This is a genomic window from Arthrobacter sp. NPDC055585 (assembly GCF_053619115.1).
Window position 1 is genome coordinate 309,541 of record NZ_JBSHIT010000004.1, and the last position, 25,029, is coordinate 334,569.

24 protein-coding genes and 1 tRNA gene are annotated in these 25,029 nt (G+C 68.0%); 13 read left to right on the forward strand and 12 right to left on the reverse strand.

The window, feature by feature from the left end:
• Positions 1-33 precede the first annotated feature (33 nt).
• Both ACWGQ2_RS09560 and ACWGQ2_RS09565 read left to right on the forward strand, forming a co-directional pair.
• Positions 34-789, forward strand: coding sequence for an ABC transporter ATP-binding protein (locus tag ACWGQ2_RS09560; RefSeq protein ID WP_452016622.1), 756 nt, complete (start codon positions 34-36; stop codon positions 787-789).
• A 1-nt stretch (position 790) separates the two neighbouring features.
• Positions 791-3,262 carry an ABC transporter permease gene (locus ACWGQ2_RS09565; protein WP_452016624.1) on the forward strand — a complete coding sequence of 824 codons (2,472 nt, stop codon included), beginning with the start codon at positions 791-793 and terminating at the stop codon, positions 3,260-3,262.
• A 98-nt stretch (positions 3,263-3,360) separates the two neighbouring features.
• Here ACWGQ2_RS09565 and ACWGQ2_RS09570 read toward each other — a convergent pair.
• The 7 genes from ACWGQ2_RS09570 to ACWGQ2_RS09600 form a co-directional block, all read right to left on the reverse strand.
• Positions 3,361-3,448, reverse strand: a tRNA-Ser gene (locus ACWGQ2_RS09570).
• A gap of 78 nt (positions 3,449-3,526) precedes the next feature.
• The gene (locus ACWGQ2_RS09575) at positions 3,527-4,177 is read right to left on the reverse strand and encodes a TMEM175 family protein (protein ID WP_452016626.1); all 651 of its coding nucleotides are present in this window, start codon (positions 4,175-4,177) and stop codon (positions 3,527-3,529) included.
• 85 nt (positions 4,178-4,262) lie between these two features.
• Positions 4,263-5,420 carry a cytochrome b/b6 domain-containing protein gene (locus ACWGQ2_RS09580; protein ID WP_452016628.1) on the reverse strand — a complete coding sequence of 386 codons (1,158 nt, stop codon included), beginning with the start codon at positions 5,418-5,420 and terminating at the stop codon, positions 4,263-4,265.
• A gap of 217 nt (positions 5,421-5,637) precedes the next feature.
• On the reverse strand, positions 5,638-6,624 hold the full coding sequence (locus ACWGQ2_RS09585; protein ID WP_452016630.1) for an electron transfer flavoprotein subunit alpha/FixB family protein: 987 nt from the start codon (positions 6,622-6,624) through the stop codon (positions 5,638-5,640).
• On the reverse strand, positions 6,624-7,412 hold the full coding sequence (locus ACWGQ2_RS09590; protein ID WP_452016632.1) for an electron transfer flavoprotein subunit beta/FixA family protein: 789 nt from the start codon (positions 7,410-7,412) through the stop codon (positions 6,624-6,626). The genes ACWGQ2_RS09585 and ACWGQ2_RS09590 overlap by 1 nt, the downstream gene beginning before the upstream one ends.
• 53 nt (positions 7,413-7,465) lie before the next feature.
• Entirely contained in the window at positions 7,466-8,269 is an 804-nt protein-coding gene (locus ACWGQ2_RS09595) for a MaoC/PaaZ C-terminal domain-containing protein (RefSeq protein WP_452016634.1), read from the reverse strand.
• Positions 8,266-9,171 carry an SDR family oxidoreductase gene (locus ACWGQ2_RS09600; RefSeq protein ID WP_452016636.1) on the reverse strand — a complete coding sequence of 302 codons (906 nt, stop codon included), beginning with the start codon at positions 9,169-9,171 and terminating at the stop codon, positions 8,266-8,268. Before ACWGQ2_RS09600 ends, ACWGQ2_RS09595 begins: the two co-directional genes overlap by 4 nt.
• A gap of 94 nt (positions 9,172-9,265) precedes the next feature.
• Here ACWGQ2_RS09600 and ACWGQ2_RS09605 point away from each other — a divergent pair, with 94 nt between their 5' ends.
• From ACWGQ2_RS09605 to ACWGQ2_RS09620, 4 genes are read left to right on the forward strand one after another with little or no spacing between them, the layout of a single operon-like run.
• Positions 9,266-10,024 (forward strand): enoyl-CoA hydratase family protein, encoded by a 759-nt coding sequence (locus ACWGQ2_RS09605; protein WP_452016638.1) that lies wholly within the window; start codon positions 9,266-9,268, stop codon positions 10,022-10,024.
• Positions 10,021-10,842: a CoA transferase subunit A gene (locus ACWGQ2_RS09610; RefSeq protein WP_452016640.1), complete on the forward strand. Its 822-nt coding sequence runs from the start codon at positions 10,021-10,023 to the stop codon at positions 10,840-10,842. The genes ACWGQ2_RS09605 and ACWGQ2_RS09610 overlap by 4 nt, the downstream gene beginning before the upstream one ends.
• Entirely contained in the window at positions 10,839-11,591 is a 753-nt protein-coding gene (locus tag ACWGQ2_RS09615) for a CoA-transferase subunit beta (RefSeq protein WP_452016641.1), read from the forward strand. The genes ACWGQ2_RS09610 and ACWGQ2_RS09615 overlap by 4 nt, the downstream gene beginning before the upstream one ends.
• On the forward strand, positions 11,588-12,664 hold the full coding sequence (locus ACWGQ2_RS09620) for an NAD(P)H-dependent flavin oxidoreductase (protein WP_452016643.1): 1,077 nt from the start codon (positions 11,588-11,590) through the stop codon (positions 12,662-12,664). Before ACWGQ2_RS09615 ends, ACWGQ2_RS09620 begins: the two co-directional genes overlap by 4 nt.
• Positions 12,665-12,723: 59 nt before the next feature.
• On the opposite strand, the gene ACWGQ2_RS09625 is transcribed toward ACWGQ2_RS09620, so the two are convergent.
• Genes ACWGQ2_RS09625 through ACWGQ2_RS09635 form a run of 3 tightly spaced genes read right to left on the reverse strand, consistent with a single transcriptional unit; the run spans position 12,724 to position 15,855 of the window.
• Positions 12,724-13,875, reverse strand: a complete 1,152-nt coding sequence (locus tag ACWGQ2_RS09625) for an acetyl-CoA C-acetyltransferase (protein ID WP_452016645.1) — start codon at positions 13,873-13,875, stop codon at positions 12,724-12,726.
• Between the two features lie 10 nt (positions 13,876-13,885).
• Positions 13,886-14,689, reverse strand: coding sequence for an SDR family oxidoreductase (locus ACWGQ2_RS09630; RefSeq protein ID WP_452016647.1), 804 nt, complete (start codon positions 14,687-14,689; stop codon positions 13,886-13,888).
• Positions 14,686-15,855 carry an acyl-CoA dehydrogenase family protein gene (locus ACWGQ2_RS09635; protein ID WP_452016649.1) on the reverse strand — a complete coding sequence of 390 codons (1,170 nt, stop codon included), beginning with the start codon at positions 15,853-15,855 and terminating at the stop codon, positions 14,686-14,688. Before ACWGQ2_RS09635 ends, ACWGQ2_RS09630 begins: the two co-directional genes overlap by 4 nt.
• Before the next feature lie 114 nt (positions 15,856-15,969).
• On the opposite strand from ACWGQ2_RS09635, the gene ACWGQ2_RS09640 reads away from it, so the two are divergent.
• From ACWGQ2_RS09640 to ACWGQ2_RS09655, 4 genes are read left to right on the forward strand one after another with little or no spacing between them, the layout of a single operon-like run.
• Positions 15,970-16,827, forward strand: a complete 858-nt coding sequence (locus ACWGQ2_RS09640; RefSeq protein ID WP_452016651.1) for an enoyl-CoA hydratase — start codon at positions 15,970-15,972, stop codon at positions 16,825-16,827.
• Positions 16,824-18,002: an acyl-CoA dehydrogenase family protein gene (locus ACWGQ2_RS09645; RefSeq protein WP_452016653.1), complete on the forward strand. Its 1,179-nt coding sequence runs from the start codon at positions 16,824-16,826 to the stop codon at positions 18,000-18,002. The genes ACWGQ2_RS09640 and ACWGQ2_RS09645 overlap by 4 nt, the downstream gene beginning before the upstream one ends.
• Positions 17,999-18,967, forward strand: a complete 969-nt coding sequence (locus ACWGQ2_RS09650) for an acyl-CoA dehydrogenase family protein (RefSeq protein ID WP_452016655.1) — start codon at positions 17,999-18,001, stop codon at positions 18,965-18,967. Before ACWGQ2_RS09645 ends, ACWGQ2_RS09650 begins: the two co-directional genes overlap by 4 nt.
• Before the next feature lie 7 nt (positions 18,968-18,974).
• Positions 18,975-20,084, forward strand: a complete 1,110-nt coding sequence (locus ACWGQ2_RS09655) for an acyl-CoA dehydrogenase family protein (RefSeq protein ID WP_452016657.1) — start codon at positions 18,975-18,977, stop codon at positions 20,082-20,084.
• A gap of 71 nt (positions 20,085-20,155) precedes the next feature.
• Here the strand turns inward: ACWGQ2_RS09655 and ACWGQ2_RS09660 are convergent, their stop codons facing one another.
• Positions 20,156-20,884, reverse strand: a complete 729-nt coding sequence (locus ACWGQ2_RS09660; RefSeq protein ID WP_452016659.1) for an SDR family NAD(P)-dependent oxidoreductase — start codon at positions 20,882-20,884, stop codon at positions 20,156-20,158.
• 132 nt (positions 20,885-21,016) lie between these two features.
• On the opposite strand from ACWGQ2_RS09660, the gene ACWGQ2_RS09665 reads away from it, so the two are divergent.
• Positions 21,017-21,883 (forward strand): CoA transferase subunit A, encoded by an 867-nt coding sequence (locus tag ACWGQ2_RS09665; protein WP_452016661.1) that lies wholly within the window; start codon positions 21,017-21,019, stop codon positions 21,881-21,883.
• A complete protein-coding gene (locus ACWGQ2_RS09670; protein WP_452016663.1) occupies positions 21,883-22,641 on the forward strand; it encodes a CoA-transferase subunit beta in 759 nt (252 codons plus the stop codon). Before ACWGQ2_RS09665 ends, ACWGQ2_RS09670 begins: the two co-directional genes overlap by 1 nt.
• Positions 22,642-22,645: 4 nt before the next feature.
• Here the strand turns inward: ACWGQ2_RS09670 and ACWGQ2_RS09675 are convergent, their stop codons facing one another.
• Positions 22,646-23,263: a TetR/AcrR family transcriptional regulator gene (locus ACWGQ2_RS09675; protein WP_452016665.1), complete on the reverse strand. Its 618-nt coding sequence runs from the start codon at positions 23,261-23,263 to the stop codon at positions 22,646-22,648.
• Positions 23,264-23,390: 127 nt separating this feature from the next.
• Between ACWGQ2_RS09675 and ACWGQ2_RS09680 the strand changes: the two genes are divergently transcribed.
• A complete protein-coding gene (locus tag ACWGQ2_RS09680; protein WP_452016667.1) occupies positions 23,391-25,001 on the forward strand; it encodes an AMP-binding protein in 1,611 nt (536 codons plus the stop codon).
• The last annotated feature ends 28 nt before the right edge of the window (positions 25,002-25,029 follow it).

A 25,029-nucleotide genomic window follows, 5' to 3' on the forward strand; every position in this document is an offset into this window, starting at 1 on the left:
AGTTCCCCAGCCACCGTTCAAAGGACACACATTATGTACTCCGATTCCTCCCAATTCCCCGGCCCGGCAGCCCTGGAGCTGACCGGCGTTTCCAAGAGCTACCGCTCCGGCAGCACCGCCGTGACGGCCCTCCGCGACGTATCGCTGGCCGTGCCGGCCGCCACCTTCACCGCAGTGATGGGCCCGTCCGGGTCCGGCAAAAGCACACTCCTGCAGTCCGCTGCAGGTTTGGACGTGCCCGACGCCGGGCAGGTGCGGCTGGGCGGCACCGAGATTTCCCGGCTCCGCGGCAAGGCACTGACCCGGTACCGGCGGGACCATGTGGGCTTCGTGTTCCAGTCCTACAACCTGCTGCCCCAGCTCACCGTGACGGCCAACGTCACCCTGCCGCTGCTGCTGGCCGGGCGCGGCACCGACCGGGCCTGGCTGGAGTACGTGCTCGGCGCCGTCGGCCTGACCGGGCTGGGCGGCCGGAAACCGCAGGAACTCTCCGGTGGGCAGCAGCAGCGGGCCGCGATAGCCCGGGCGCTGATCACCCGGCCGGACGTGGTTTTTGCCGACGAGCCAACCGGCGCCCTCGATTCCGGCACGGCACGGCAGGTCCTTGAACTGCTGCGGCACACCGTCTCCGCCCTGAACCAGACCGTGGTGATGGTGACCCACGATCCGGTGGCCGCCAGCTACGCGGACACTGTCATTTTCCTGGCCGACGGACACATTGACGGCAGCATTTCCGGCGCCTCGGCCCGCGACGTCACCGACCGCATGGCCTATCTGGGAGGGAACTAACATGCTCAGCCTCGCCAAAGCATCCATCCGGCACCACCGCGGCGGGTTCGCCGGTGTGTTCATCGCCGTGTTCCTCTGCTCTGCCCTGATCACCGCCATGGGCGTGCTGATTGAATCCGGGCTGCGCGGCGGCACCGCGCCGCAGCGCCTGCAGGCCGCCGACGTCGTCGTGGGCGCACCTCAGTCCATTCCGGTGCCGGAAGACCTGCCGGCCGTTTTCCCCGAACGGGTGCTGCTGCCCACGGAAACCGTGGAGGAGATCGAATCAGTGCCCGGTGTCCGGAGTGCTGTCGGCAACCTTGAGATCCCGCTGACCACTGCGGAAGGGAATCTGGTGACGGCCGGAGCCTGGGACTCAGCCGCCCTGGCGCCCTTCGACCTCACCGCCGGAGAACCTCCGCAGACGGCCGATGAGGTAGCGGTGGATGCGTCCTTCAACGCCGAACCCGGCAACCGCATCACGCTCAGCCACGGCGGCATCCCCGCCGAATACACCGTGACCGGCACCGTCGCCCCGGCAGACGGAAACAGCACCGGCCCGGCGGTCTTCCTCAGCGCCGCCGGTGCCGCCGCCCTCTGGCCGCACGGAGATGCCGTCGCCACCATCGGTGTCCTGGCCGAACCGGGGATGAACCCGGAGCGTCTGGCTGCGGACATTGAAGCGCAGGTCTCCGGCGTCGTCGGTTACACCGGGGACCGCCGCGGCGACGTTGAAAACCTCGGCGGTGCCGGAGCCCGGTCCATGCTGCTGCTCCTGAGCGGGTCACTGGCAGGAGTAGCCCTAATGACGGCGGTCTTTGTGACGGCCGGGACCCTCTCCCTCTCCATCCTCTCCCGCCGCCGCGAGTTCGCGATGCTGCGGGCCATCGGTGCCGGAGCCAACCAGACACTAGGCCTGGTGGTCCGCGAGGTCCTGCTGGTTTCCACCGCTGCGGCCGTGCTGGGAGCTGTTCCCGGATTCTGGCTGGCCGGGTTCCTGGGCGGCCAGTTCACCGCCGCGGGCGTGATTCCGGACGGGTTCCAGCTGGCGTACAGTCCGCTGCCGGCGGTGGGCGCCGTGCTGGTGAGCGTCGCGGCGGCTGTGGGTGCCTCACTGGTCTCGGCCCGCGGGACGGTCCGCGCCGCACCGGTAACGGCGCTGCGTGAAGCGGTCACTGAGTCCGGGCGGCTGGGCCGCGGCCGCGTCATCACCGGGCTGACCCTGCTGGGCGCCGGACTTCTGGCCGCACTGCTGCCCGCCGCGGTCCCCGGCAGCGCCGGACTGGCGGCAGCGGCGTCGAGCATCCTGCTGCTGGTGATCGGCGCGGGCGTGCTGGGCCCGTGGATTGTGACCGGTTCCCTGAAGGTGATGGCGCCGGTCCTGCGGCGGAGCAGTTCAGCGCCGCTGGTCCTTGCGGGAGCCGGCGCCCAGGCGTTCCCCCGCCGGCTCGCTGCCGGGATCGTTCCGCTGGCCCTGGCCCTGGCGCTTGGCTCCGTGCAGTTCTTTATGCCAACCACGGTCGAATCCGAAGCGCAGCGGCAGTCCCGCGACGGGGTCGTCGCCGGGTACCTGGCCAGCGCGCCCGGCGGCATATCACCCGAATTGGCGGACACGGTTGCCGCCCTCCCCGGGGTGGAAACCGCGACGCCGATGGCCGGCTCCGCGCTCCTGATGCAGACGCGTTTCATGGGCATGGATGACGGTGTGCAGCCCGTCGGGGTGCAGGGCGTTGCGCCAGAGAACCTGGACGCAGCCCTGGACCTGGGGGTCCGCGACGGTTCGCTGGACCGTCTGGCCGAACCCGGAACCGTCGCAGTGAGCACGGCGCTGGCGCGCGAATCCGGCCTGGCCCCCGGAGAAGAGTTCGAGTTCCGCTACGGGGACGGAACCGAGGCCAGCGCCGTCGTCATCGCCACCTATGACCGCGGGCTGGGTTTCGGCGACGTGACCATGGACAACACGGCGCTGCTCCCCCACACCACCTCCGGGCTGAATCATCAGCTGCTGCTCACGGCTCCGGACGCCGACGCCGCTGCACTGCTGCCGGCGCTGGAAGACCTGGGGCTGACCGTCCTGGACCGGGAGGAGCTGGACGCAGCCGGCGCGGCGGAGCGCGGAGCAGAGTCCTGGGTGAACATCCTGGCCATGCTGATCCTGCTCGGTTATCTGGCGGTGTCCGTGGGGAATTCGCTCGTGATGTCCACCGCGCGGCGTCGTCCGGAACTGCTGCTGCTGCGCAGGCTCGGAGCCACGGATGCCCAGCTGCGCCGCATGACCGGCGCGGAGGGGGCGCTTATGGTGGCTGCCGCCGTCGTTGTGGGAACTGTGCTGGCACTTCCACCGCTGCTGGGCATCGCCCTGAACGTCTCCGGGCAACCGCTCCCCACCATTCAGCCGCTGGTGTACCTGGCGCTGGCGGGCGGAACCGCCCTGCTGGGCATGGGAACGGTGGCCGCGGCCACCCGGTTCGCCCTGCGGCCGGAGCGCAGCTGAAAACGGAGGGCAGCTGAGGCATCGCCTGGCGGAGGCTCCGGACAAACAGAAACGCCCCGACCGAAGGACCGGGGCGTTTCTGGTGATGATTTCTCATCTGGCGGAGGATGGGGGATTTGAACCCCCGAGGGCGTTAACCCAACACGCGTTCCAGGCGTGCGCCATAGGCCGCTAGGCGAATCCTCCAGGCTTTGCTCGTCAAGAGCAGATATAAGACTACCGGACATTGAACCAATTACCGAATCGGCGCAGGAAGGGCAGGCGTCACGCTTCCGCGGAAGCCCCCAGCCGGCGCCGTCCCCACAGCCGCAGGCCCAGGCTGATCACCAGGATGGAGAGCCAGGACAGCTCCGCTGCCGACGGGCTGAGCAGCGCAATCGGAATCGAAAGCAGGAAAACCGCCGGGGTGATGGGGGCCCGGACCCGCGCGTATCGAAGCAGCCCGGGATTCACGTCGTCCCGGAAGAGCCCGTGCCGGTGGCAGTAACCCCACATCAGCGTGTTCACCGAACCAATGAGCCCCAGCGCCAAAGCATAAATAACGACGCCGAGACTCGTGTCATCGTGCAGCGCCAGCATGTCCGTGGCATAGGCAAGCAGCGCCACAAAGAACAGCAGCAGCAGGTTCAGGCGCTGCAGCCCGCCGGTGAACCCCTTGAGCAGCCGGAACAGCCGGTGGTGGCTCAGCCAGTATGCGCCCGCAACGGCGAAGGACAGCGCGTAGGCAAAGAACTCCTGCCCCTGTTCCAGCACGGCCCTGCCCAGCTCATCCGGCGGGACCTGCGGCGCCTTAATGTCCACCGCCACCAGCGTCATGGCGATCGCGAACACCGCATCGCTGAAGAACATGGTGCGCTCAAGGTCCGGCCCGGAATCGAGCCGGCGCTTGAGCGTTCCGCCGCTGCTCTCCGCCATTTACCCAGTGTGTTCCTCCCGCAGACTCCGGTCAGCAGGGAACGGCGTAAATGGGCGGCCCGGCCGCCAGCTGCCCCAGGGACAGCTAGCGGCCCACCTTGCCGAACAGCGAGGCAATAGGCGCCAGGACCAGCGGACGCGCAGCGAACCAGGCGCCGGTAATCACCAGCAGCGACGCGAACATGATCCAGAAACCCGTCCAGTTCACGGCGTCCTGGCCCGCGTACATGTGGTTCAGGTTGCGCAGCGCACCGGTGGAAAGCACCAGGGCCACGTGCACCAGGATGAAGGCCACGAAGTACAGCATCACGGGGAAGTGAATGGCCCGCGCCAGCTCAATCGGATAGGCCCGGTTCAGTTTCTTGGCGCGTGCCGGCCACATGGCAGACATCCGGTAACCGGTCAGCGCGGCCAGCGGGGCGGCCACAAAGATGGTGAGGAAGTAGGCAAGGACCTGCAGCGAGTTGTAGTTCACCCAGCCGTTCTCCGTGGGCCAGTCCAGGGAGAGGTACTGCAGCGCAGCGGAGGCGGCGTTGGGGAACACTTCCCAGCTGGTGGGTACTACCCGTACCCAGTGGCCGGTCACCGCCAGCAGCACCACGAATATGGCACCGTTGACGAGCCACAGCACGTCCAGGGACTGGTGGAACCAGAGGGTGAGGCTGATCTTCTTCGGGTTCTTCCCGCGGTGGGGAGTCCAGTGCGCCGGCGGGCGGCGCTGCGTGCGGACCTGCCAGCCGGAGCGGATGATCAGCACCATCAGGAACACGTTGAAGAAGTGCTGCCAGCCAAGCCAGGCGGGAATGCCCACGGGGGCGCCGTGCGGGAGTTCCGTTTCACCTGGATAGCGGACCAGGAAGTCCTGCACCGGTTCCAGCGTTATGAGCCACCGGGCGCCCAGCACCGCCGCGGCACACAGGGCCAGAAGCGCAGCGGCGAGCAGCCCGGCGCGCTTCAGCACGGACCCGGTCCCGGACTGGCCGCCCGATCCAGTGGCAGCAGCGGCAGTGGCAGGAGGAGCGGCGCTCTTGGCCGCGGATGTCTCGGCGGCCAGCGACGGCTCGCTCGGGGTTCGGGGTGCCGCGGTCCGGGTTGCGGTCACCGTTGACCGGGTTCCGGGCACACCGGCGGGAGCCTCAGCTGCACCGGGGCCTGATGCCGGCGCCGGACGCGGCATTCCCTGCCGCCGGCCCGAGGCGGGCTGGGTAGCCGGGGCGGCCTGGGCCTCGGGTGCAGCCGGCACGGCCGGTGCGCCGGAACCAGCGGCAGCCGCGGCTCCGGGACGTGGCAGTCCCTGACGCCGGCCCGTGGCAGGCCGAACTGCCGGGCTCGCCGGAGTCTCGGCCCCGGAACCCACCGCAAACCCGGCGGATGCCGCTGCGTTCTCCCGCGGGGCAGGCGGCGCAGGCGCGGCCGGAGTACCCGAACTCTCCCTGGGAAGCCCCTTCCTCACCATGGCGTTACCCCCGCTTTGCTTCGATCGCGGACACCAGCTGCGGCACCACCGTGAAGACGTCGCCCACCACGCCAAAGTCCGCGATCTCGAAGATCGGGGCGTCGGCGTCCTTATTGACCGCAATGATGGTCTTCGCCGTCTGCATGCCGGCCCGGTGCTGGATGGCGCCGGAGATGCCCAGGGCAATGTAGACCTCCGGCGCAACGGTCACACCGGTCTGGCCCACCTGCAGCGACTGCGGGACGTATCCGGCGTCGACGGCGGCGCGGGAGGCACCGACGGCTCCGCCGAGGACGTCGGCAAGGCTTTCAACGAGGGCGAAGTTCTCCCCGGACCCGATGCCGCGTCCGCCCGAGACCACCACGGATGCGCCGCGCAGTTCAGGACGGGCGGAGACGACGGCGGTTTCCTGGCAGTGCAGGACGGCGGCATCCGGTGTGCCTGAAGCCGTTACGTTCAGGATCTCCACGGACGGTTCCTGCGGTTCGGCACGCAGGCTCGAGGAGCCCTGCCGCAGAGTGAGGACGAGGGTTCCGGCAGCAGCAGCCGATTCGACGGAGTACGCGCCGCCGTAGACCGAGTGGTGCGCCACCACTCCTTCCTCGTCCCGGGAGACGCCCACCGCATCGGCGGCCAGGGCGGCACCGGAACGGGCGGCGAAACGGGCGGCGGCGTCACGGCCCCGGATGGAGTTGGCGGTGAGCACGGCTTCGGGTGAGAGCGCTTCGGCGGCGGCGCTGAGCGCGTCCACAACGGGCAGGATCATGCCCCGGGCGGCGTCGGCGGATTCGGCGATCATCACGTGGGCAGCACCCAGTGCGGCGAGTTCGGCGCCAAGCCGGTCCGCGCTGCCGGGCGCAGCGACGGCCAGTGCAACGGGCGTGCCCACGGCGGTGGCGGCGCCGATCAGTTCGGCGGCACTGGAACGCAGCACACCCGACGGTGAGACATCAACGAGGACAAGGGCAGGGCTGGCTGGGTATCCGGTCATTATGAGCGTCCTTTAATGAGTTGGTTCCGGGCAAGGAAGTCTGCGATCTGCTGGCCGGCGTCGCCCTCGTCTTCGATGCGGACACCGGCGGTGCGTGCCGGGCGCTGAGCCACGGAAATCACGATTGACCGGTTGGCTTCCTCATCCAGTGCCAGCCCAAGATCCGCCAGGGACCAGGTCTCGAAGGGCTTCTTCTTCGCGGCCATGATGCCCTTGAAGTTGGAGAAGCGGGCGTCCGGAAGGGCCTCGGTGATGGAGATGACCGCCGGGAAAGCGGCCTGCACGTCATAGGTCTCTGCCTCCAGCCGGCGCTGCCCGCTGACTGCCGTTTCACTGATTTCCACGCTGCTCAGTGAGGTGATGCCTGCGGTTTGCAGCAGTTCGGCGAGCATGGAGGGCAGGACTCCTCCGCCGCCGTCGGTGGAGATGTTGCCCGCGATCACCAGGTCAAAGCCGGTCCGCTTCAGGGCGGCGGCGAGGACTTCAGCAGTCAGTGTGGTGTCAGCGCCCAGCAGTGCCGGGTCGGTGATGTGCACGGCACGGTCAGCGCCCATGGCCAGCCCCTTGCGGAGGGTGGCCGGCAGGGTGCCTTCCGGTCCTGCGGCGAGCAGCACAACTTCCGTGTCCGGATGGCTGTCCCGGTAGGTCAGCGCCACTTCAAGGGCACGCTCGGTGATCTCATCCAGCACCGGTTCACCGGCTGCGCGGTCCAGCAGCCCGGTCTCCAGGTTCAGGTTCCGGTCACCCCAGGTGTCCGGCACCTCCTTCATCAGAACAACTATCTTCATCGGTCTCTCTCTGTTCGTCTCATCTGTGCGTGCGCGGTGCTGCCCGGACCCGGTCAGCGGAAGATGGCAAGGCCGTCCGTGATGACGCTGCGGCCGTTTACGGCGGCGTCGAAGCGGCCTTCGTCCCAGGTGCGGACCTGGATCTCGTCCCCGGGGAAAACGACGCCGGAGAATCGGCCGCCGAATTCGGCCAGGTCAGCCGGATGCGCCCCCGCCAACCGGGCCAGCGGCAGGGTGGCAGTGGCAAGGGAAGCCAGGCCGTGCAGGATGGGGCGCTGCTGGCCGATCCGCTGTGCCGCGGCGGGGTCGATGTGGATGTGGTGCCTGTCCCCCAGCAGCCGGTACAGCGCAGCCTGGTTCGGCAGAGTGCGGATGGACCCGGAGGCAGCGGGAGCGCCGGCCGGAGCGGCGGGTGCGGAGGGGCCGCGGTCGCCGTCGAATCCGCCGAAGCCGGGAGCGAAGATGCTCCAGGTGGCGGTGAACCAGGCGCTTTCCACCACCACTTCAAAGACCGCGGCGGAACCCTTGTCCCAGACGCTGCCCACGCGGGCGTTCATGGTGATCTCTCCGGAACGGGGCAGCGGGCGCAGGACGCTGAGTTTTTGCGCGCCGTGGACTGCCCGGTTATCGAAGGCCCCCTGCTTCGCCAGGGCGTCGGGTGCCCACTGGGCCAGCGTCAGGCCGAAGGATGGCAGCACCCGCAGCCGGTCTTCGAAGACCAGGTCAAGGTCTTCTGCCGGCGCTCCGACGGCGAGCGCATAGAGGATCGCGTCCGTCTCGGAATAGCCTGCCGTGTGGGTGCCCAGGCTGCGCCCGGCCCATTGGTCTGAACGGAGCTCCGTGCCGGTGGTGCTCATGCGCCGTAAACCGGTTCGGGGGTGGCGGCCTTGAGCAGCAGCTGCTCGATGGCCTCCCCTGCCTCTGCTGCGTCCCAGCGCCGGCCGGCGTCGTTCGCGGGGCCGTGGTTCCAGCCTTCCTCGATGCAGATGCGTCCGCCTTCGATCTCGATGACCCGGCCGGTCACGTCCGCCGAGCCGGGGCTGGCAAGCCAGGCGACCACGGGTGAGACGTTGGCGGGGTCCATGGCGTCGAAGCCGGACTCGGGTGCAGCCATGGCCTCGGCGAAGGCGCCCTCGGTCATGCGGGTCCGGGCGGAGGGGGCAATGGCGTTGACCCGCACGCCGTAGCGGGCCAGTTCGTGTGCGGCGACCAGGGTCAGTCCGGCGATGCCGGCCTTGGCGGCGGAGTAGCTGGCCTGCCCCACGCTGCCCTGCAAACCGGCACCGGAGGAGGTGTTGATAACGCGGGCATCAGGCTGCCGTCCGGCCTTGGCTTCGGCCCGCCAGTACTCGCTGGCATGGCGCAGCGGGGCGAAGTGCCCCTTCAGGTGCACCCGGATGACAGCGTCCCACTCCTCCTCTGAGGTGTTCACCAGCATCCGGTCCCGGACAAACCCTGCATTGTTGACCAGGATGTCCAGGCGCCCGAACGTCTCTACGGCCTGGGCCACCATGGCGGCAGCCTGGTCAAAGTTGGCGACGTCGGCTCCGTTCGCCACCGCTTCCCCGCCTTCGGAGCGGATCAGTTCCACGACGTCGTGCGCCGGCCCGGAGGCCTCCACCACGCCGTTAAGGCTGGTTCCAAGGTCATTGACCACAACCTTTGCCCCCTGCCGCGCCAGTTCCAGCGCATGCTCGCGGCCGAGGCCGCGGCCTGCGCCCGTCACTATGGCGACTCGTCCTGCACAGATGCCCGTCATGTCTGTTCTCTCCTTCGAGTTCAGTGCTCCGATTTGCCATACCAAGCAAATGTTAGGGGTATCGTAGCAAGCAAACGTTAGGTAGGGTACTGCTATGGCAATCAAATCGAAGATGCACCAGGACGGCGTACGGGTAGTCACCATGGACTATCCCCCGGTCAACGCCCTGCCCGTGGCGGGCTGGTTTGGGATCAGCGACGCTCTGACGGAAGCCGGCTCGGATCCGGATACCCGCGTGGTGGTCCTGCGCGCGGAGGGCCGCGGCTTCAATGCCGGCGTCGACATCAAGGAAATGCAGGCCACCTCGGGCCACACGGCCATCCTGGGTGCCAACCGCGGCTGCTATGAAGCCTTCAAGTCCATTTACGAATGCCCCGTTCCCGTGATCGCCGCGGTCAACGGCTTCTGCCTCGGCGGCGGTGTGGGCCTGGCCGGCAGTGCAGACACGATCGTGGCCGCGGACAACGCCTACTTTGGCGTGCCCGAGGTGGACCGCGGAGCCCTGGGCGCGGCAACGCACCTGTCCCGGCTGGTTCCGGCCCATCTGCTGCGCACCCTGTACTACACCAGCCGAACCATCACCGCCCAGCGGCTGGCAGAACTGGGCAGCGTTGCCGAAGTGGTGCCGGCCGGGGCCCTGGATGAGACGGCCTTCGCCTACGCTGCGGAGATCGCTTCCAAGGACCCCCGGGTGATCCGCGCCGCGAAGGAAGCACTGAACGGAATAGACCCGGTGGACGTGGTGAAGAGCTACCGCTTTGAGCAGGGCTTCACCTTTGAACTCAACCTGGCCGGCGTCGCTGATGACCTGCGGGATGACTTCGTGGCCAGCGGAACAGCCAGCGCGTCATGACCGGCAAGCTCTGCGGGCTGGACAGCGTAGCCGGGCAGTTCCGCAGCGGCATGACCGTGGGGATCGGCGGCTGGGGATCGCGCCGCAAGCCCATGGCCCTGGTCCGGGAACTGATCCGCTCGGGAGCCCGCAATCTGACAGTTGTCAGTTTCGGCGGGCCCGACGTCGGCATGCTGTGCGCCGCCGGAGCGGTCCGGAAAGTGGTGTTCGGGTTCGTCACCCTGGACAGCATCGCCGTCGAGCCGCACTTCGCGGCGGCACGTCAGGCCGGCAGCATTGAGGTGGTCGAGCTCGACGAAGCCATGCTCGTCTCCGGCCTCCGCGCGGCCGGACGGCGCCTGCCCTTCGAGGTGACGCGGTCCGGGCTGGGCGCGGATACCCTGGCTGCCAACCCGCAGATCCGCACCGTCACCTCACCCTATGAGGACGGCGAAGTCCTGGTGGCCATGCCTGCCGTCAACCTGGATGTGGCCCTGGTGCACCTGAACCGCGCCGATGCCCTGGGCAACGGCCAGTGCCTGGGGCCGGACCCGTATTTCGATGACCTTTTTGCCCGGGCCGCAGCCCGCACCATCCTCAGCGCGGAGGAGGTTGTGCCCACCGCCGAACTAACCCGGGACGCGCATCCGGCCACGCTGCTGCTGAACCGCACCATGGTGGACCAGGTGGTCCAGGCTCCCGGCGGCGCGCACTTCACCTCCTGTGAACCCGACTACGGCCGGGACGAAGCGCTCCAGCGGGAGTACGCGCAGAGCGCGGCATCGCCGTCGGCCTGGGAGGCCTTCTACACCGGTTTCCCAGCGGAGGCCGCCCGGTGAACGGCATCACCCGGGAGGAAATCGCTGTCACCGCCTGCAGCGACCTGTTCCGCGGGCAGCGGGACATTCTGGCCAGCCCGGCCGGAACCATTCCCACCCTGGGAGCCCGCCTGGCGGCACTGACCCACGCGCCGGACCTGATGCTCAGCGACGGCGAATCCATGATTTACGCCGGCGTTCCGCCGCTAGGCGAACCCGGTGAGCGCGGAGGTTATCTGCCCTACCGCGAGCTGTTCGAGCTGATCGCCGCCGGCAAGCGGCATGTGGTGATGGGCGCAGCCCAGCTGGACCGGCTGGGCAACCAGAACCTCTCCGTGATCGGCGCGCATGCGCAGCCGAAGCGCCAGCTGCTGGGCACGCGCGCCGCGGCCACCAACACGGTCAGCCACCGGACCAGCTACTGGATTGCCCGGCACAGCCCGCGCACCCTGGTGGAGCAGGTGGACTTTGTCACCGGCGTCGGCGCCGCGCGTGCCCGGGCTGCCGGGCCGTCCGCCGCCCGGTTCCACGACGTCCACCGGGTGGTCACCAATCTGGGGGTTTTTGACTTCAGCGGACCGTGCGGCGGCATGGCCGTTCTCTCCCTGCATCCCGGAACCAGCCTCGGGGAAGTGCAGGAAGCCACCGGCTTTCCGCTGCACGTGTCCGGACCGGTTCCGGCCACCCGGCTTCCGGACAGCACTGAGCTGCGGCTCATCCGCGAGGTCCTGGATCCCTCCAAGCGCCGAGAAAACGAGGTACCGGCATGAGCACCCTGAACCGTATTTCCACCCCGCTGACTGAACTCACCGGCGTCGAGCATCCGATTGTTCAGACCGGCATGGGCTGGGTGGCCGGTCCCCGGTTGGTCACGGCCACCGCGGAAGCCGGAGCGCTGGGCATCCTGGCGTCCGCCACCATGACCCTGCGCGAGCTGGAAGACGCCATCATGGAGGTGAAGAGCCGCACGGACAAGCCCTTCGGCGTCAACCTGCGCGCCGACGCCTCCGACGCCGAGCAGCGCGTCAACCTGCTCACCAAGTACGAGGTGAAGGTTGCTTCCTTTGCCCTGGCGCCGAAACCGGAGCTGATCAGCAGGCTCAAGGAGCACGGGGCGGTGGTGATCCCGTCCATCGGCTCGGTGCGGCATGCCGAGAAGGTGGCGGCATGGGGTGCCGACGCCGTGCTGATCCAGGGCGGGGAGGGCGGCGGACACACCGGCGCCATCCCGACGTCGCTGCTGCTGCCGACGGTGGCCGCGGCCGTGGACATTCCGGTCATCGCCGCCGGCGGCTTCTTCGACGGCCGGGGCCTGGCTGCGGCACTGGCCTACGGCGCCGTCGGAATCGGCATGGGCACGCGTTTCCTGCTCACCAGCGACAGCGCCGTGCCGGAGGAAATCAAACGGCGGTATCTGGAGTTCGGGCTGGACGGCACGGTTGTGACGGCCAAGGCGGACGGCATGCCGCACCGGCTGCTGCGCACTGAATTCGTCCAGGGCCTGGAAGGCGCCGGCACGCTGCGGCAGCTGCTGCCCACACTCCGCCGCACGGTGCAGTTCAAGAACATGGCCGGGCAGTCCTGGCTGGAACTGGCCCGGGACGGACTGGCCATGAAACGCAGCTCGGGCCGGTCCTGGAACCAGATGATGCTGGCGGCCAACACCCCGATGCTGCTCAAGGCCGGGCTGGTGGACGGGGATACCAGTGCGGGAATGCTGGCCTCCGGGCAGGTTGTGGGCGTCATTGATGAGCTGCCCAGCTGCCGGGAACTTGTGGACCGGATTGTGGATGAGGCAGTGGTGCAGCTGAAGGCCGCTGCTGCCACCGTCCGCTCAGCCTAGCGGGAGACGCAAAAAGGGGCGGGGGCCGCGGCCCCCGCCCCTTATTGTCTGTTCAGTTTCTAGAGCCGTTCAATGATGGTGACGTTGGCCTGCCCGCCGCCCTCGCACATCACCTGCAGGCCGTAGCGGCCCCGGGTGCGCTCCAGCTCGTTCAGCAGCGTCGCCATGATGCGGGTGCCGGTGGCACCGATCGGATGGCCAAGGGCAATCCCGCCGCCGTTGACGTTCACCTTCGCCAGGTCGATGCCCAGTTCCTGCGACCAGGCGAGCACCACGGAGGCGAAGGCCTCGTTGCACTCGAACAGGTCTATCTCATCCACACTCATGCCGGCCCGCTCCAGGGCGTAAGCGGTGGCCCGGATGGGTCCGGTGAGCATCCACACCGGATCATCTGCGCGGACGGAGATGTGGTGGATGCGGGCCCGCGGCGTGAGGCCGTGGGTCGCGACGGCGCTTTCCGAAGCGATCAGCAGGGCACTGGCGGCGTCGCAGATCTGCGAGGCAACCGCCGCGGTGATCCGTCCGCCTTCGGTCAGCGGGGAGAGTCCGGCCATCTTCTCCAAGGAGGTGTCCCGGCGCGGCCCTTCGTCCTGGGCCAGACCGGCCACGGGAACGATTTCCTTCTCGAAGCGGCCCTCGTCCATGGCCCGCAGCGCACGCTGGTGGCTCTGCAGCGCGAACTCTTCCATCCGTTCCCGCGGGATGGCCCACTTTTCGGCGATCATTTCCGCGGAACGGAACTGCGAAACCTCCTGGTCGCCGTAGCGGGAGACCCACCCCGGAGACTGGGCAAACGGCGTCGTAAATCCGTACTGGCTGCCCTGGACCATGGCGGCGGAGATGGGGATGGCGGACATGTTCTGCACTCCCCCGGCAACGATCAGGTCCGCGGTTCCGGACATCACGCCCTGCGCCGCGAAGTGCACGGCCTGCTGGCTGGAGCCGCACTGCCGGTCGATGGTAACGCCGGGAACGTGGTCCGGCAGCCCGGCCACCAGCCAAGCGGTGCGGGCGATGTCTCCGGCCTGGGAACCGATGGTGTCGGTGCAGCCGAAAATCACGTCGTCCACGGCGCCGGGGTCCACGCCGGTGCGTTCCATCAGGGCGGAAATGACGTGGCCGCCGAGGTCCGCGGAGTGGATGCCGGCCAGGGAGCCGCGGCGCCGGCCTCCCGGGGTACGGACGGCGTCGATGATGTAGGCGGTAGTCATGGGCGTGTCCTTAGGCTTGCTGGCTGCTGACGGAGACGACTTCGCCCGTCATGTAGGAGGAGTATCCGCTGGCGAGGAACACCATGACGTTGGCGATTTCCCAGGGTTCGGCGGCCCGGCCAAAGGCTTCCCGCGAGGTGAGCTGCTCCAGCAGCTCCTCGGAGGTGACCTTCGCCAGGAAGGGATGCATCGCCAGGCTTGGGGAGACCGCGTTGACGCGGATGCCGTGTGAGGCGAGGTCCAGCGCTGCGGAGCGGGTCAGGGCCATGACCCCGGCTTTGGCGGCGGCGTAGTGTGCCTGGCCTTCCTGGGCGCGCCAGCCAATCACGGAGGCGTTGTTGATGATGGTGCCGCGGACCTGGTTCTCCACCATGCGGCGCCCGGCGGCCCGCACGCTGCGGAAAGTTCCGGTCAGCGTGACGTCCAGGACCTTGTCCCACTGCCCGTCGGTCATCTCCAGGATGGAGGCCGTTCCGCCGAGTCCGGCGTTGTTGATCATGACGTCGACTCCGCCGGCGTCCTCGGCGAGGTCCAGCAGGGCTTCGATCTGCTCATCGACAGTGACGTCGCAGACGGCCCAGCGGACCCGTTCGGCACCGAATTCGGCACCCAGCTCGGCGGCGGAGCTTTCCAGCCGTCCGGCGTGGGTGTCGCCCAGAACCACCAGGGCTGCTCCCTCTTCCAGGCAGCGGCGGGCGGCGGCGGCACCGATGCCGGCACCGGCGGCGGCGGTGACCACTACCCGGCGTCCGGCCAGCAGGCCGTGGGCGGGAACGTAGTCGGGGACAGGCTGTGCAGTGCGCGCGGGGTTCATGCCCGGGCCTCCTTCGGCAGGCCGAGCACGCGCTCGGCAATAACGTTTCGCTGGATTTCGTCCGATCCGCCGTAGAGCGTGTCCGCCCGGCTGAACAGGTACAGGGTCTGCAGGGCGTCAAGCTCGTACGGTTCGCCCGCGGCAGTGAGGGCGCTGGCGCCGGCCACTTCCATGGCCAGCTCGCCCAGGGAGCGGTGCCAGGGAGCCCAGAGCAGCTTGGTGATGGACGCTTCAATGCCCTGTTCGCCGCTGAGCGTGCGCAGCCCGTGGAGCCGGAGCATGTCCAGGCCCAGATGGGCTGACACCAGGCGGTCCTGGATCAGCGGATCATCGATCGCGCCGTTGCTGCGGGCCAGATCGACGACGGCGTCCAGTTCCCGCTGGAAGGCGATCTGCTGGGCGAGGGTGGAGACACCGCGCTCGAAGCCCAGGGTGCCCATGGCAACGGACCAGCCCGCTCCGGGCTCCCCGACCACCAGGGAGGCCTCCGTGACGGCGCCGTCGAAGAAGACTTCGTTGAATTCCGAGGTACCCGTCAGCTGCAGGATGGGGCGGACCTCCACGCCGTCCTGGTCCATGGGCACCAGGAGGTAGGACAGTCCTTCATGCTTGCGCTGGCCGGTGCCGGTGCGGGCGATGACAAAGCACCAGTCGGCGTGGTGGGCCAGGGAGGTCCAGACTTTCTGTCCGTCAATCACCCAGTGTCCGTCTTCCAGCCGGGCTTTGGTGGCCACGTTGGCAAGATCTGATCCGGCGCCGGGTTCCGAGTAGCCCTGGCACCACAGTTCCTCCACAGCCACGATCTTCGGCAGGAACCGGGCCTGCTGCTCCGGGGTGCCGAAGGCAATCAGCGTGGGCCCAATCAGCTCCTCGCCGAAGTGGTTCACGCGTGCCGGGGCATCAGCCCGGGCGTACTCCTCATGGAAGATCACCTGCTGCAGCAGGCTCAGTCCCCGCCCGCCGTGCTCCACGGGCCAGCCAACACAGCTCCAGCCGTGCGCGGCCAGGTGCCGGTTCCACTCCAGGCGTTCTTCGAACGCCTCATGCTCCCGGCCGGATCCGCCCTTTCCGCGCAGGTGGGCAAACCGGCCGGAGAGGTTGGACTCCAGCCAGTCCCTGACCTCCCGGCGGAACTCCTCATCTTCTGCTGCATAGTTCAGATCCACGAAACACCTTTCGTTGCCCAGCACCACTGGTCATAAAGTCGAGCATCGCCTATGCTAGCAAAACAAGCACTTGTTTGGTAGATGTTTGTTCGGGAAGCCCAGGGAGGAACCACGATGCAGAACGACGACGCCGGCGAGGTGGTGACGTACGAGGTGCGCGGGACCGTCGCCGTCGTGCGGCTCAACCGCCCGGAGTACCGCAACGCCCAGAATTCAAAGGTCACCTACGCACTGGATGCCGCATTCACCCGTGCGGTGAACGACGACGCCGTCAAGGTGATTGTGCTGGCGGGCAACGGCAAGCACTTCTCCGCGGGACATGACATCGGCTCCCCGGAACGGGACATCGACCAGAGCTTTGAACGCAAGGCCGTCATCTGGTGGGACCACGTGGGCGCCGAGGGCGTTGATTCACGCTTCGCCCGGGAGTCCGAGGTTTACCTGGGCATGTGCCGGCGCTGGCGGGAAATCCCCAAGCCGGTCATCGCCATGGTGCAGGGTGCCTGCATCGCCGGCGGACTGATGCTCGCCTGGTCCTGCGACTTCATTGTTGCCTCCGACGACGCATTCTTCTCCGACCCCGTGGTGCGGATGGGCATTCCGGGCGTGGAGTACTTCGCCCACCCCTGGGTCATGAACCCGCGGGCCGCCAAGGAGTTCCTGTTCACCGGCGACCGGTTCCCGGCCACCCGTGCCCGGGACCTGGGCATGGTGAACCAGGTGGTGCCTGCCGCCGAGCTTGAAAGCACCGTGATGGCCATGGCCGAACGGATCTCCGCCATGCCCCGCCTGGGGCTGGCCCTGGCCAAAAAGGCCGTCAACCAGGCCGAGGACCTGCAGGGGCTCCGCTCCGGCATGGACTCGGTCTTCGGGCTGCACCACGCAGCCCATGCCCACAACGCAGAGGTCGGCGCTGATTCGCTGGCCGGAATGGGAGTCAAGAGCATGCGCAGCGCGGCGGTCACGCCATGAACCTGGACCTGACAGAAGAACAGCTGGCCTTCGCAGCCGAGGCACGCGCCTGGCTCGCCGAACATGTGCCGGCCACGCCGCTGCCTTCCATGGACACCGCGGAGGGCTTCGCCGCCCACCGCGAATGGGAAGCCGAGCTGGCCCGCGGCGGCTGGTCGGTGGTCTCCTGGCCGGAGGAGTTCGGGGGCCGCGGAGCCGGCCTCATTGAATGGGTTCTGTTCGAGGAAGAGTACTACCGCGCCGGTGCGCCCACCCGGGTGGCCCAGAACGGCATCTCACTCCTGGCGCCGATCCTCTTTGAACACGGCACCGATGACCAGCGGAACCGCTACCTGCGGGACATGATGGACGGTTCGCTGATCTGGGCGCAGGCCTGGTCCGAACCGGGCGCCGGCAGCGACCTGGCCGCCATCCGCAGCACCGCCCGGCGGGACGAAGAGCGCGGCGGCTGGCTGCTGAGCGGGCAGAAGACCTGGAGCTCCCGCGCCGTCTGGGCAGACCGGGGTTTTGGCCTGTTCCGCACCGATCCGGAAGCCCAGCGCCACCGCGGCCTCACGTACTTCCTTTTCCCTCTGGACGCACCGGGACTGAGCATCCGGCCCATCACCCAGCTGGACGGGTCAACCGGCTTCGCGGAGCTGTTCTTCGACGACGTTTTTGTTCCGGACAGCGACGTCCTGGGCGCCCCCGGTGACGGCTGGCGGGTGGCCATGAGCACCGCAGGCAACGAGCGCGGACTTTCACTGCGCTCCCCGGGCCGCTTCTGCGCCGCGGCTGACCGCCTGATCGACCTGTGGAGCACCCGGCCGGAACCGGACCCCTTTACCCAGGACGCCGTCGTCGACGCCTGGATCAAGTCCGAGGCCTACCGCCTCTATACCTGGGGCACGGTGAGCACCATGCAGGAAGGCGGGGACATCGGCGCCGAAGGCAGTGTGAACAAGGTGTTCTGGTCCGAACTGGACATTGCCATTCAGGAAACCGGACTCACCCTGCTGGGTGCGGAAGCTGAGCTGCGCGGCACCGGCGCCGAGGCCGGCGGGCGCTGGGTGGAGGACTACCTCTTCGCCGTCGCCGGTCCGATCTACGCGGGCACCAACGAAATCCAGCGCAACATCATCGCAGAACGCCTGCTCGGTCTCCCCCGCGGCGGCGACGGCAGGAGGACCTCATGAAGTTCGTGCTCAGTGAAGAACAGCGCTCCCTTGCCGAGGCCCTCGACGAGATCATCGAAAGCTCCGGCGGCACCAAGATCGCCCGCACCTGGGCGGACGGGGACACAGCCCTGGGCCATGCGCTCTGGGGCCAGCTCGCCGAGCTGGGCCTCTTCGGGCTCTGCGTTCCGGAGGACGACGGCGGCATGGGCGGTACTGCCGTGGACCTCGCGGTGGCGTTTGAACGGCTTGGCTACCACGGTGTTCCCGGTCCGTACCTCGAATCCGCGGCGCTGCTGCCGGACCTCGTGGACGCCGGGGTGCGCAGCGGGATCCTGGCCGGATCGGCCATCGCCACGGCTGCGGTTCCCGTTCTGGCGCCCTATGCCGTGGACGCCGGATCCTCGACGCATTCATTCCTTCTCACCCCGGATTCCCTGACCCCGGCGGCGGCGGGTCCAGCACAGGGCTCCATAGACCGGACCCGGCCCCTGCACCCGCTGACTGCCGACGGCGAGCCGGCAGCCCTGGATCCGGCAGCCGCCGCCACCGCACTGGACCGCACTGCCCTGGCCTGCGCGGCCATGCTTTTGGGTGCCGGGGAACGGCTGCTGGAGGAATCGGTTTCCTACGCGAAGATCCGCGAGCAGTTTGGCCGCCCCGTCGGCGAATACCAGGCGCTGAAGCACCAGCTGGCAAATGTCCGGGTGGCCCTGACCTTTACCCGTCCCCTGATTTACGGTGCGGCACTGGACCTCGGCGGGCCGGACGGACCGCGCAGCGTCTCCGCAGCCAAGGTCGCCGCGTCCGACGCCGCGGATCTGGCAGCCCGCACCGCCCTGCAGGTGCACGGGGCCATCGGCTACACGGAGGAACATGACCTCGGCCTGTGGTTCACCAAGGTCCGCGCCCTGACCGGCGCGTGGGGCACACCGCGGTACCACCGTTCCCGGCTCGCTTCCCTGCTTCTGACCACCGGCAACTGAGGACATCATGGACTTTTCCCTGACTGACGAGCAGAACGAACTCGTGAAGATTCTCCGTGCGCTGCTGGCCCGGCATGCCACTCCGGCAGCGGTCCGTTCAGCCGCGGCCGAGGGGTATGACGGCAAACTGTGGCAGGTTCTGGCCGAGGAAGTGGGCGTGGCATCGCTGGCCATCCCCGAGGAGTACGGCGGCGCCGGCTTCACCTGGTTCGAAACCGGGCTGGTGCTGGAGGCACTCGGCTACCACCTGGCGCCCAGCCCGCTGCTCTCCTCCGCTGTCCTGGCGGCCGCAGCCGTTCTGCACGCCGGAGACGAAGCAGCCCGCGAGCGCCTGCTGCCAGGCATCGCCGAAGGCAGCACCCTCGCCTCCCTGGCCTGGGCCGACAGCCAGGGCCAGTGGTCCACCGCGGGGTCAGGCGTCACCGCTGCCGGCTCCGGCGAGGAGTGGACGCTCAGCGGCACCGCCGCACTGGTGCTGGACGGGGGAACCGCGGACACCATTCTTGCCGTCGCAGCCACACCGCAGGGCATCGGCATCTTCGAAGTGCTGGATCCTGCAGGCGTGGACCGCGCCGAAATGCCGGCCGTCGATCCCACACTGCGTTTTGCCACCCTGTCCTTCCGCGACACCGCCGCACGCCCGCTGGCACTGGAGGCATCCGCGGCCCTGGAAAAGGTCCGCGACATTGCCCTGGTGGCAGTGAGCTGCCTGCAGGTGGGAACCGCGCAGCGCGGCCTGGACATGACCGTGGAGTACGCCGGGCAGCGGGTGCAGTTCGGCCGCCCGATTGGGTCTTTCCAGGCCCTGAAACATCGCATGGCGGACATGCTGCTGAAGGTGGAAACCTCCCGCACCACGGCCTGGGCCGCAGCCTGGTCTGCCGGAACCGACGCCCCGGACCTGCCCGAACGGGCCGCTGCAGCCAAGGCATGGTGCTCGGAGGCACTGGATTACGTTGCCTCCGAGACCGTTCAGCTGCACGGCGGCATCGCGATCACCTGGGAGCACGACGCCCAGCTGGTGTTCAAACGTGCGCACGCCACCAGCCAGCTCTTCGGCCCGGCGCGTGAGCACCGCCGTCGGCTTGGCCGGTCACTGGGCTTCGTTCCGGCCTGACCTGCAACCGGCCCGGGACAGCGTCCCGGGCCGGTTGCAGGCAGTAAGTCAGGCGGTACGGGCCGCGTCACTCATTCGCCGACGGCGGTCCATCCGCCGTCCACGGCCAGGCACTGCCCGGTGACGAAGGCAGCGTCCAGCAGCAGGAACAGGATGGCATCCGCGATTTCCTCCGGAGCCGCGAACCGGCCCATTGGTGTCCGCTTTTCCACGGCTGCGGTGTCATACTGGCCGCTGTCGATGACCGCCTGGACCATGGGAGTCAGCGTATTTCCGGGAGCCACGGCGTTGACCCGGATGCCCAGGGACGCCCACTCCACGGCGAGGTTCTGCGTCAGCTGACGCACGGCGGCCTTGGCCACCCCGTAGTCGGCCTGTTTTTCCCAGCCGCCGAAGGCCGTTGCCGAGGACACCGTAACGATCGACGCGGGCCTGCCCTCCAGCCGCCGGACAACTTCCCGGCTGACCGCCAGTGCGCCCAGCACATGGATCTGGAACACCTTGGCGGCGTGCTGCAGGTCAGCTTCCATGGCGGGCACGAACATACCCCGGTTGCCGTGGCAGATCACCAGGCCCGTCACGACGCCGCGGGCGGCTTCGGCTTCTGCCACGGCGGCCCGGACAGCGCTTTCATTGGAGGCATCCACCTCAATAAACCCAACGCCGGCGGGCGTGGCATCCGCTGCGGGCGGCTGCAGGTCGAAGATCGTCACCTGCTGCTCGCGGGCATGGAGCGCTTCAACGACTGCGGCGCCGATGCCGCTGGCCCCTCCGGTGACGATTACGTGGTTCCGACTCAAATTACGACTCCTTTGTCTTGTCCCGTCCGGACCCGTCCGCCCCGGAGACGCGGGATTTGAGCCATGCTAGCCTAACGCCCTAACAAGCGCTAGGTTTAGTACAGAGCCGGGAACAGAGCAAAGGAGCACCGGATGCCCAACAAGAGAATTGGACTCACGGACGCCATCGCGTCCATCGAGTCGGGAATGACCATTGGCATTGGAGGATGGGGGTCACGGCGCAAGCCAATGGCCGCCGTCCGTGAACTGCTGCGCAGCGACGTCACGGACCTCACCGTCGTCGCTTTCGGCGGCCCCGACGTCGGACTGCTGGTGGCCGCCGGAAAGGTGAAGAAGCTGGTTTACGGCTTTGTCTCGCTGGACAGCATCCCGCTGGATCCGCTGTTCACCGCCGCCCGCGAGCGCGGGGAACTGGAGATCAGCGAATATGACGAAGGCATGTTCGTCACCGGCCTCCGGGCCGCAGCCGCGCGGCTGTCTTTCCTGCCCACCATTGCCGGCCTGGGTTCAGACGTACTGGCAGCCAATCCGCACCTGAAGACCGTCGCCTCGCCGTACTCCGATGATGAGTACGTTGCCGTTCCGGCGATTCCGCTCGACGTCGCGCTGATCCACGCCAACCGTGCAGACAGCGGAGGCAACGCCCAGTTCCTGGGCCCGGACCCGTACTTCGACGACCTCTTCGCCATGGCTGCCAAGCGCACCTTCGTGAGCACGGAGCGGATCGTGGAAACCCGCGACCTGCTGAACCAGGGCTCGTTCCACACCCTGATGCTCAGCCGCATGTACGTCACCGGCGTTATCGAAACCCCCGGCGGTGCGCACTTCACCACCTGCGAACCGGACTACGGGCGTGATGAACCCTTCCAGAAGCACTACGCCGCTTCCGCGAAGGACCCCGAGACCTGGCGGGCCTTCACCACTGAGTTCCTCGACGGCGACGAGGACGGCTATCTCAAGGCCGTGGACCGCTTCCACGCAGCACAGGAGGCCAAATAATGGCAACGGAGATCACGCGCGCAGAGGTCTGCGTGGCAGCCTGCTCGGACACCTACCGGGAATCCGGAGAGATCCTCGCCCACGCGGTGGGCACCATCCCCACCATCGGCGCACGGCTGGCCAAGCTCACGCACTCCCCTGACCTCGTGCTCAGTGACGGGGAAGCCTTCCTGATGAGCGAACCGCCGCCGCTGGGCAAGACGGCCTCGGGCGGCGGAGTAATCGAGGGCTGGGCCCCGTTCCGGCGCATCTTCGACATCGCGGCCTCGGGCCGCCGCCAGAGCATGATGGGCGCCAGCCAGATCGACCGGTTCGGCAACCAGAACATCTCACTGATCGGTGACTGGAACAAACCCACCCGGCAGCTGATCGGCGTCCGCGGGGCGCCGGGCAACACCGCCAACCACCGCGTGGACTACTGGGTTGCCCGCCACAGCGCCCGGCTGTTTGTGGAGTCCGTGGACATGGTCTCCGGAGTCGGCAACGACCGCGCCAAGGCAGCCGGGCCGTCGCTGCGCCACCACCACCTCGGTGTCATCGTCACCAACCTGGCCGTCCTGGGCTACGGCGACGACGGCGCGGTTCAGGTGCTCTCCATCCACCCGGGCGTGGATCCCCAGACGGTGGCCGAGAACACCGGCTTTGCCCTGGACACTGCGGGCGCACCGGAAACCCGGCTCCCCACGGACGAGGAACTCCGCCTCATCCGCGAGGTCCTGGATCCGCGCGGGGCCCGGACCCGCGAAGTCCGGGATTAACCGGTCAGTCCTGCAGGAGTCCCGAGTGAATCAGTTCGAGGAAATGGCGGCCGGCGCTTTCAGCCGAGTGCCGGCCGCCGGGGCGGAACCAGCGGACCGTGGACCACACGGCGTCGCGGATAAAGCGGTAGGTCATGGCCGAGTCCAGATCTGCCCGGAAAACGCCTTCGCGCTGGCCGTCCTGGATCACGCCCTGCCAGATGCCCTCAATCTTCGCGCCCTCCTGGGCCACGAATTCAAACCCGGGGAGCTTCGACAGGAACGCTGCTTCGTTCTGGTAGATCCCCACGGCGTGGGGCTGCTGCTCGATCGTCAGGAACGCAGTACGGACCAGCTCGTCGAACATGTGCAGCGGACCGCCGCCCTTGGCAGCGATCTCTTCGGAGCGTTCCCGGAGGCCGACCATAAAGGTGCGCAGAACCTCGTCAAGGATCGCTTCCTTGGAGGAAAAGTGATGGTAGAGGCTTCCCGAGAGGATGCCCGCTTCATCGGCAATGTCCCGGACCGTCGTGGCGGAGTACCCCCGGGACGCAATCAGGCCGGCCGCGATGGCCAGCAGCTGTTCACGGCGCTCAGAGCCCTGCTCACTGGGGGCACGGTCCGTTTTCTTGCTCGCAGCCATCAATTCTCCTCTGGTTTGTTCACCCAAGCGTATGCTCAATTATTCCGTATTTGCTCCGGCCCCAGGTTTAGCCGCGCCATTGCGCTTCACCGACCGGCCCAGGCATGCCCTGAAAGGACCTACCCTGATGCAACCGGCTAAGACCCTGCCTCAGCTGCTCAGCCAGATGGCGACGCTCGGCGGGCATCCCGCTGTGGTTACCGCGGACACAACAGTTTCCTACCGTGAACTGTGCGGACGCGTCTCCGAGGTTTCCCGGGGCTACCTGGCCCAGGGCGTCCGGGCCGGAGACAGGGTTGCCCTGTGGTCCCCAAACCGGCTGGAGTTCATCCTGGCCATGCTCGGAGCGCAGTCCATTGGTGCCGCCGTCGTGCCCCTGAACACGCGTTTCACCGGGCATGAGGCGGCCGTCATCCTGCAGCGCTCACGGGCATCCGTACTGGTGGTGGCGGGCGGCTTCCTGGGACGGAACCCCGTACAGGCACTGCGCACGGCAGCAGCCGACGCCGAGCCCACGGACTCACCCGTGCCGGGACTGCCTGCGCTGCGGCTGCTGGTGGATCTGGACAGCACAGCCGACGACGGCGGTGTGATGGCCTGGCAGTCGCTGCTCGCCTCCGGCCGGGACGTCAGCGAAGCCGGCTTCGCCGCGGCGTCGGCATCGGTTTCCCCGGACGATGTGTGCGACATCGTGTACACCTCCGGAACCACCGGACTGCCCAAGGGAGTGATGAGCGCCCACCGCCAGACGCTCGGCGTCGCCCGGGCCTGGGCCTCCGGTGCCGGGCTGCTTCCCGAAGACCGGTACGCGATCGTCAATCCCTTCTTTCACGGCTTTGGCTACAAGGCCGGCATGATCGCGTCGCTGGTGGCCGGAGCCACCATCTACCCGGTGGAGACCTTCGACGCCACCGGGCTGCTGAATCTGATCGAATCCGCCCGCATCACGGTACTGCCCGGGGTTCCCACGATCTTCACTTCCCTGCTTAACCACCCGGGCCTGGCGGATTACGACACCTCCTCGCTGCGCTTCGCGATTGCCGGCGCAGCCACCGCTCCGGAAACCCTCTTCCGGGACATGGTGGACGTGCTCGGCTTCCAGCGGGTGGCCCAGGCCTACGGGCTGACCGAATGTGTGGTGGCCACCATGTCCCGGCCCGGTGAAGACCTGGAACACGCGAAACAGACCACGGGACCAGCGGTTGACGGAGTCCAGATCCGGGTTGTGGACGCTTCCGGCCAGGACGTTCCGACAGGCATGGACGGTGAAATCCTGCTGCGCGGCGAGAACGTGATGCTGGGCTACTTCGAGGATCCCGAGGCCACCGCCGGCGCGGTGGACCCGGACGGCTGGTTCCACACCGGGGACATGGGGCGCCTGGATGAGCACGGCTGCCTGAAGATCACGGACCGGCTCAAGGACATGTACATTGTGGGCGGCTTCAACGTGTACCCGGCCGAGATCGAGAACGTGCTGCGCCAGCACCCGGCAGTCAATGAGTCAGCCGTGGTCGGCATCCCGGACGAGAGGATGGGGTCAGTGGGGCGGGCCTACGTTGCCCTGCTGCACGACGCCGATCCGGTTCCTTCGGCCGAGGATCTGCAGGAGTTCTGCAAGGCCCGGCTGGCGAACTACAAGCTTCCGCGGGAGTTCGTCATTGTGGAGGATTTCCCGCGCAACGGCACCGGCAAGGTTCTGAAGAACGAGCTGCGGACGGTGCCCGCGGAGTCTCACTGACAACCTCTCCGGGGCATACAAGAGGCCG

Excerpts from the sequence above, each read along its gene's own strand:
- ACWGQ2_RS09610 (WP_452016640.1), top strand. The coding sequence starts at position 10,021 with ATGACCGGCAAGCTCTGCGGGCTGGACAGCGTAGCCGGGCAGTTCCGC.
- ACWGQ2_RS09630 (WP_452016647.1), bottom strand. The coding sequence starts at position 14,689 with ATGAACCCCGCGCGCACTGCACAGCCTGTCCCCGACTACGTTCCCGCC.
- ACWGQ2_RS09680 (WP_452016667.1), top strand. The coding sequence starts at position 23,391 with ATGCAACCGGCTAAGACCCTGCCTCAGCTGCTCAGCCAGATGGCGACG.
- ACWGQ2_RS09650 (WP_452016655.1), top strand. The coding sequence starts at position 17,999 with ATGAAGTTCGTGCTCAGTGAAGAACAGCGCTCCCTTGCCGAGGCCCTC.
- ACWGQ2_RS09560 (WP_452016622.1), top strand. The coding sequence starts at position 34 with ATGTACTCCGATTCCTCCCAATTCCCCGGCCCGGCAGCCCTGGAGCTG.
- ACWGQ2_RS09575 (WP_452016626.1), bottom strand. The coding sequence starts at position 4,177 with ATGGCGGAGAGCAGCGGCGGAACGCTCAAGCGCCGGCTCGATTCCGGG.
- ACWGQ2_RS09655 (WP_452016657.1), top strand. The coding sequence starts at position 18,975 with ATGGACTTTTCCCTGACTGACGAGCAGAACGAACTCGTGAAGATTCTC.
- ACWGQ2_RS09620 (WP_452016643.1), top strand. The coding sequence starts at position 11,588 with ATGAGCACCCTGAACCGTATTTCCACCCCGCTGACTGAACTCACCGGC.
- ACWGQ2_RS09670 (WP_452016663.1), top strand. The coding sequence starts at position 21,883 with ATGGCAACGGAGATCACGCGCGCAGAGGTCTGCGTGGCAGCCTGCTCG.
- ACWGQ2_RS09665 (WP_452016661.1), top strand. The coding sequence starts at position 21,017 with ATGCCCAACAAGAGAATTGGACTCACGGACGCCATCGCGTCCATCGAG.
- ACWGQ2_RS09625 (WP_452016645.1), bottom strand. The coding sequence starts at position 13,875 with ATGACTACCGCCTACATCATCGACGCCGTCCGTACCCCGGGAGGCCGG.
- ACWGQ2_RS09605 (WP_452016638.1), top strand. The coding sequence starts at position 9,266 with ATGGCAATCAAATCGAAGATGCACCAGGACGGCGTACGGGTAGTCACC.
- ACWGQ2_RS09585 (WP_452016630.1), bottom strand. The coding sequence starts at position 6,624 with ATGACCGGATACCCAGCCAGCCCTGCCCTTGTCCTCGTTGATGTCTCA.
- ACWGQ2_RS09595 (WP_452016634.1), bottom strand. The coding sequence starts at position 8,269 with ATGAGCACCACCGGCACGGAGCTCCGTTCAGACCAATGGGCCGGGCGC.
- ACWGQ2_RS09645 (WP_452016653.1), top strand. The coding sequence starts at position 16,824 with ATGAACCTGGACCTGACAGAAGAACAGCTGGCCTTCGCAGCCGAGGCA.
- ACWGQ2_RS09640 (WP_452016651.1), top strand. The coding sequence starts at position 15,970 with ATGCAGAACGACGACGCCGGCGAGGTGGTGACGTACGAGGTGCGCGGG.
- ACWGQ2_RS09590 (WP_452016632.1), bottom strand. The coding sequence starts at position 7,412 with ATGAAGATAGTTGTTCTGATGAAGGAGGTGCCGGACACCTGGGGTGAC.
- ACWGQ2_RS09600 (WP_452016636.1), bottom strand. The coding sequence starts at position 9,171 with ATGACGGGCATCTGTGCAGGACGAGTCGCCATAGTGACGGGCGCAGGC.
- ACWGQ2_RS09675 (WP_452016665.1), bottom strand. The coding sequence starts at position 23,263 with ATGGCTGCGAGCAAGAAAACGGACCGTGCCCCCAGTGAGCAGGGCTCT.
- ACWGQ2_RS09565 (WP_452016624.1), top strand. The coding sequence starts at position 791 with ATGCTCAGCCTCGCCAAAGCATCCATCCGGCACCACCGCGGCGGGTTC.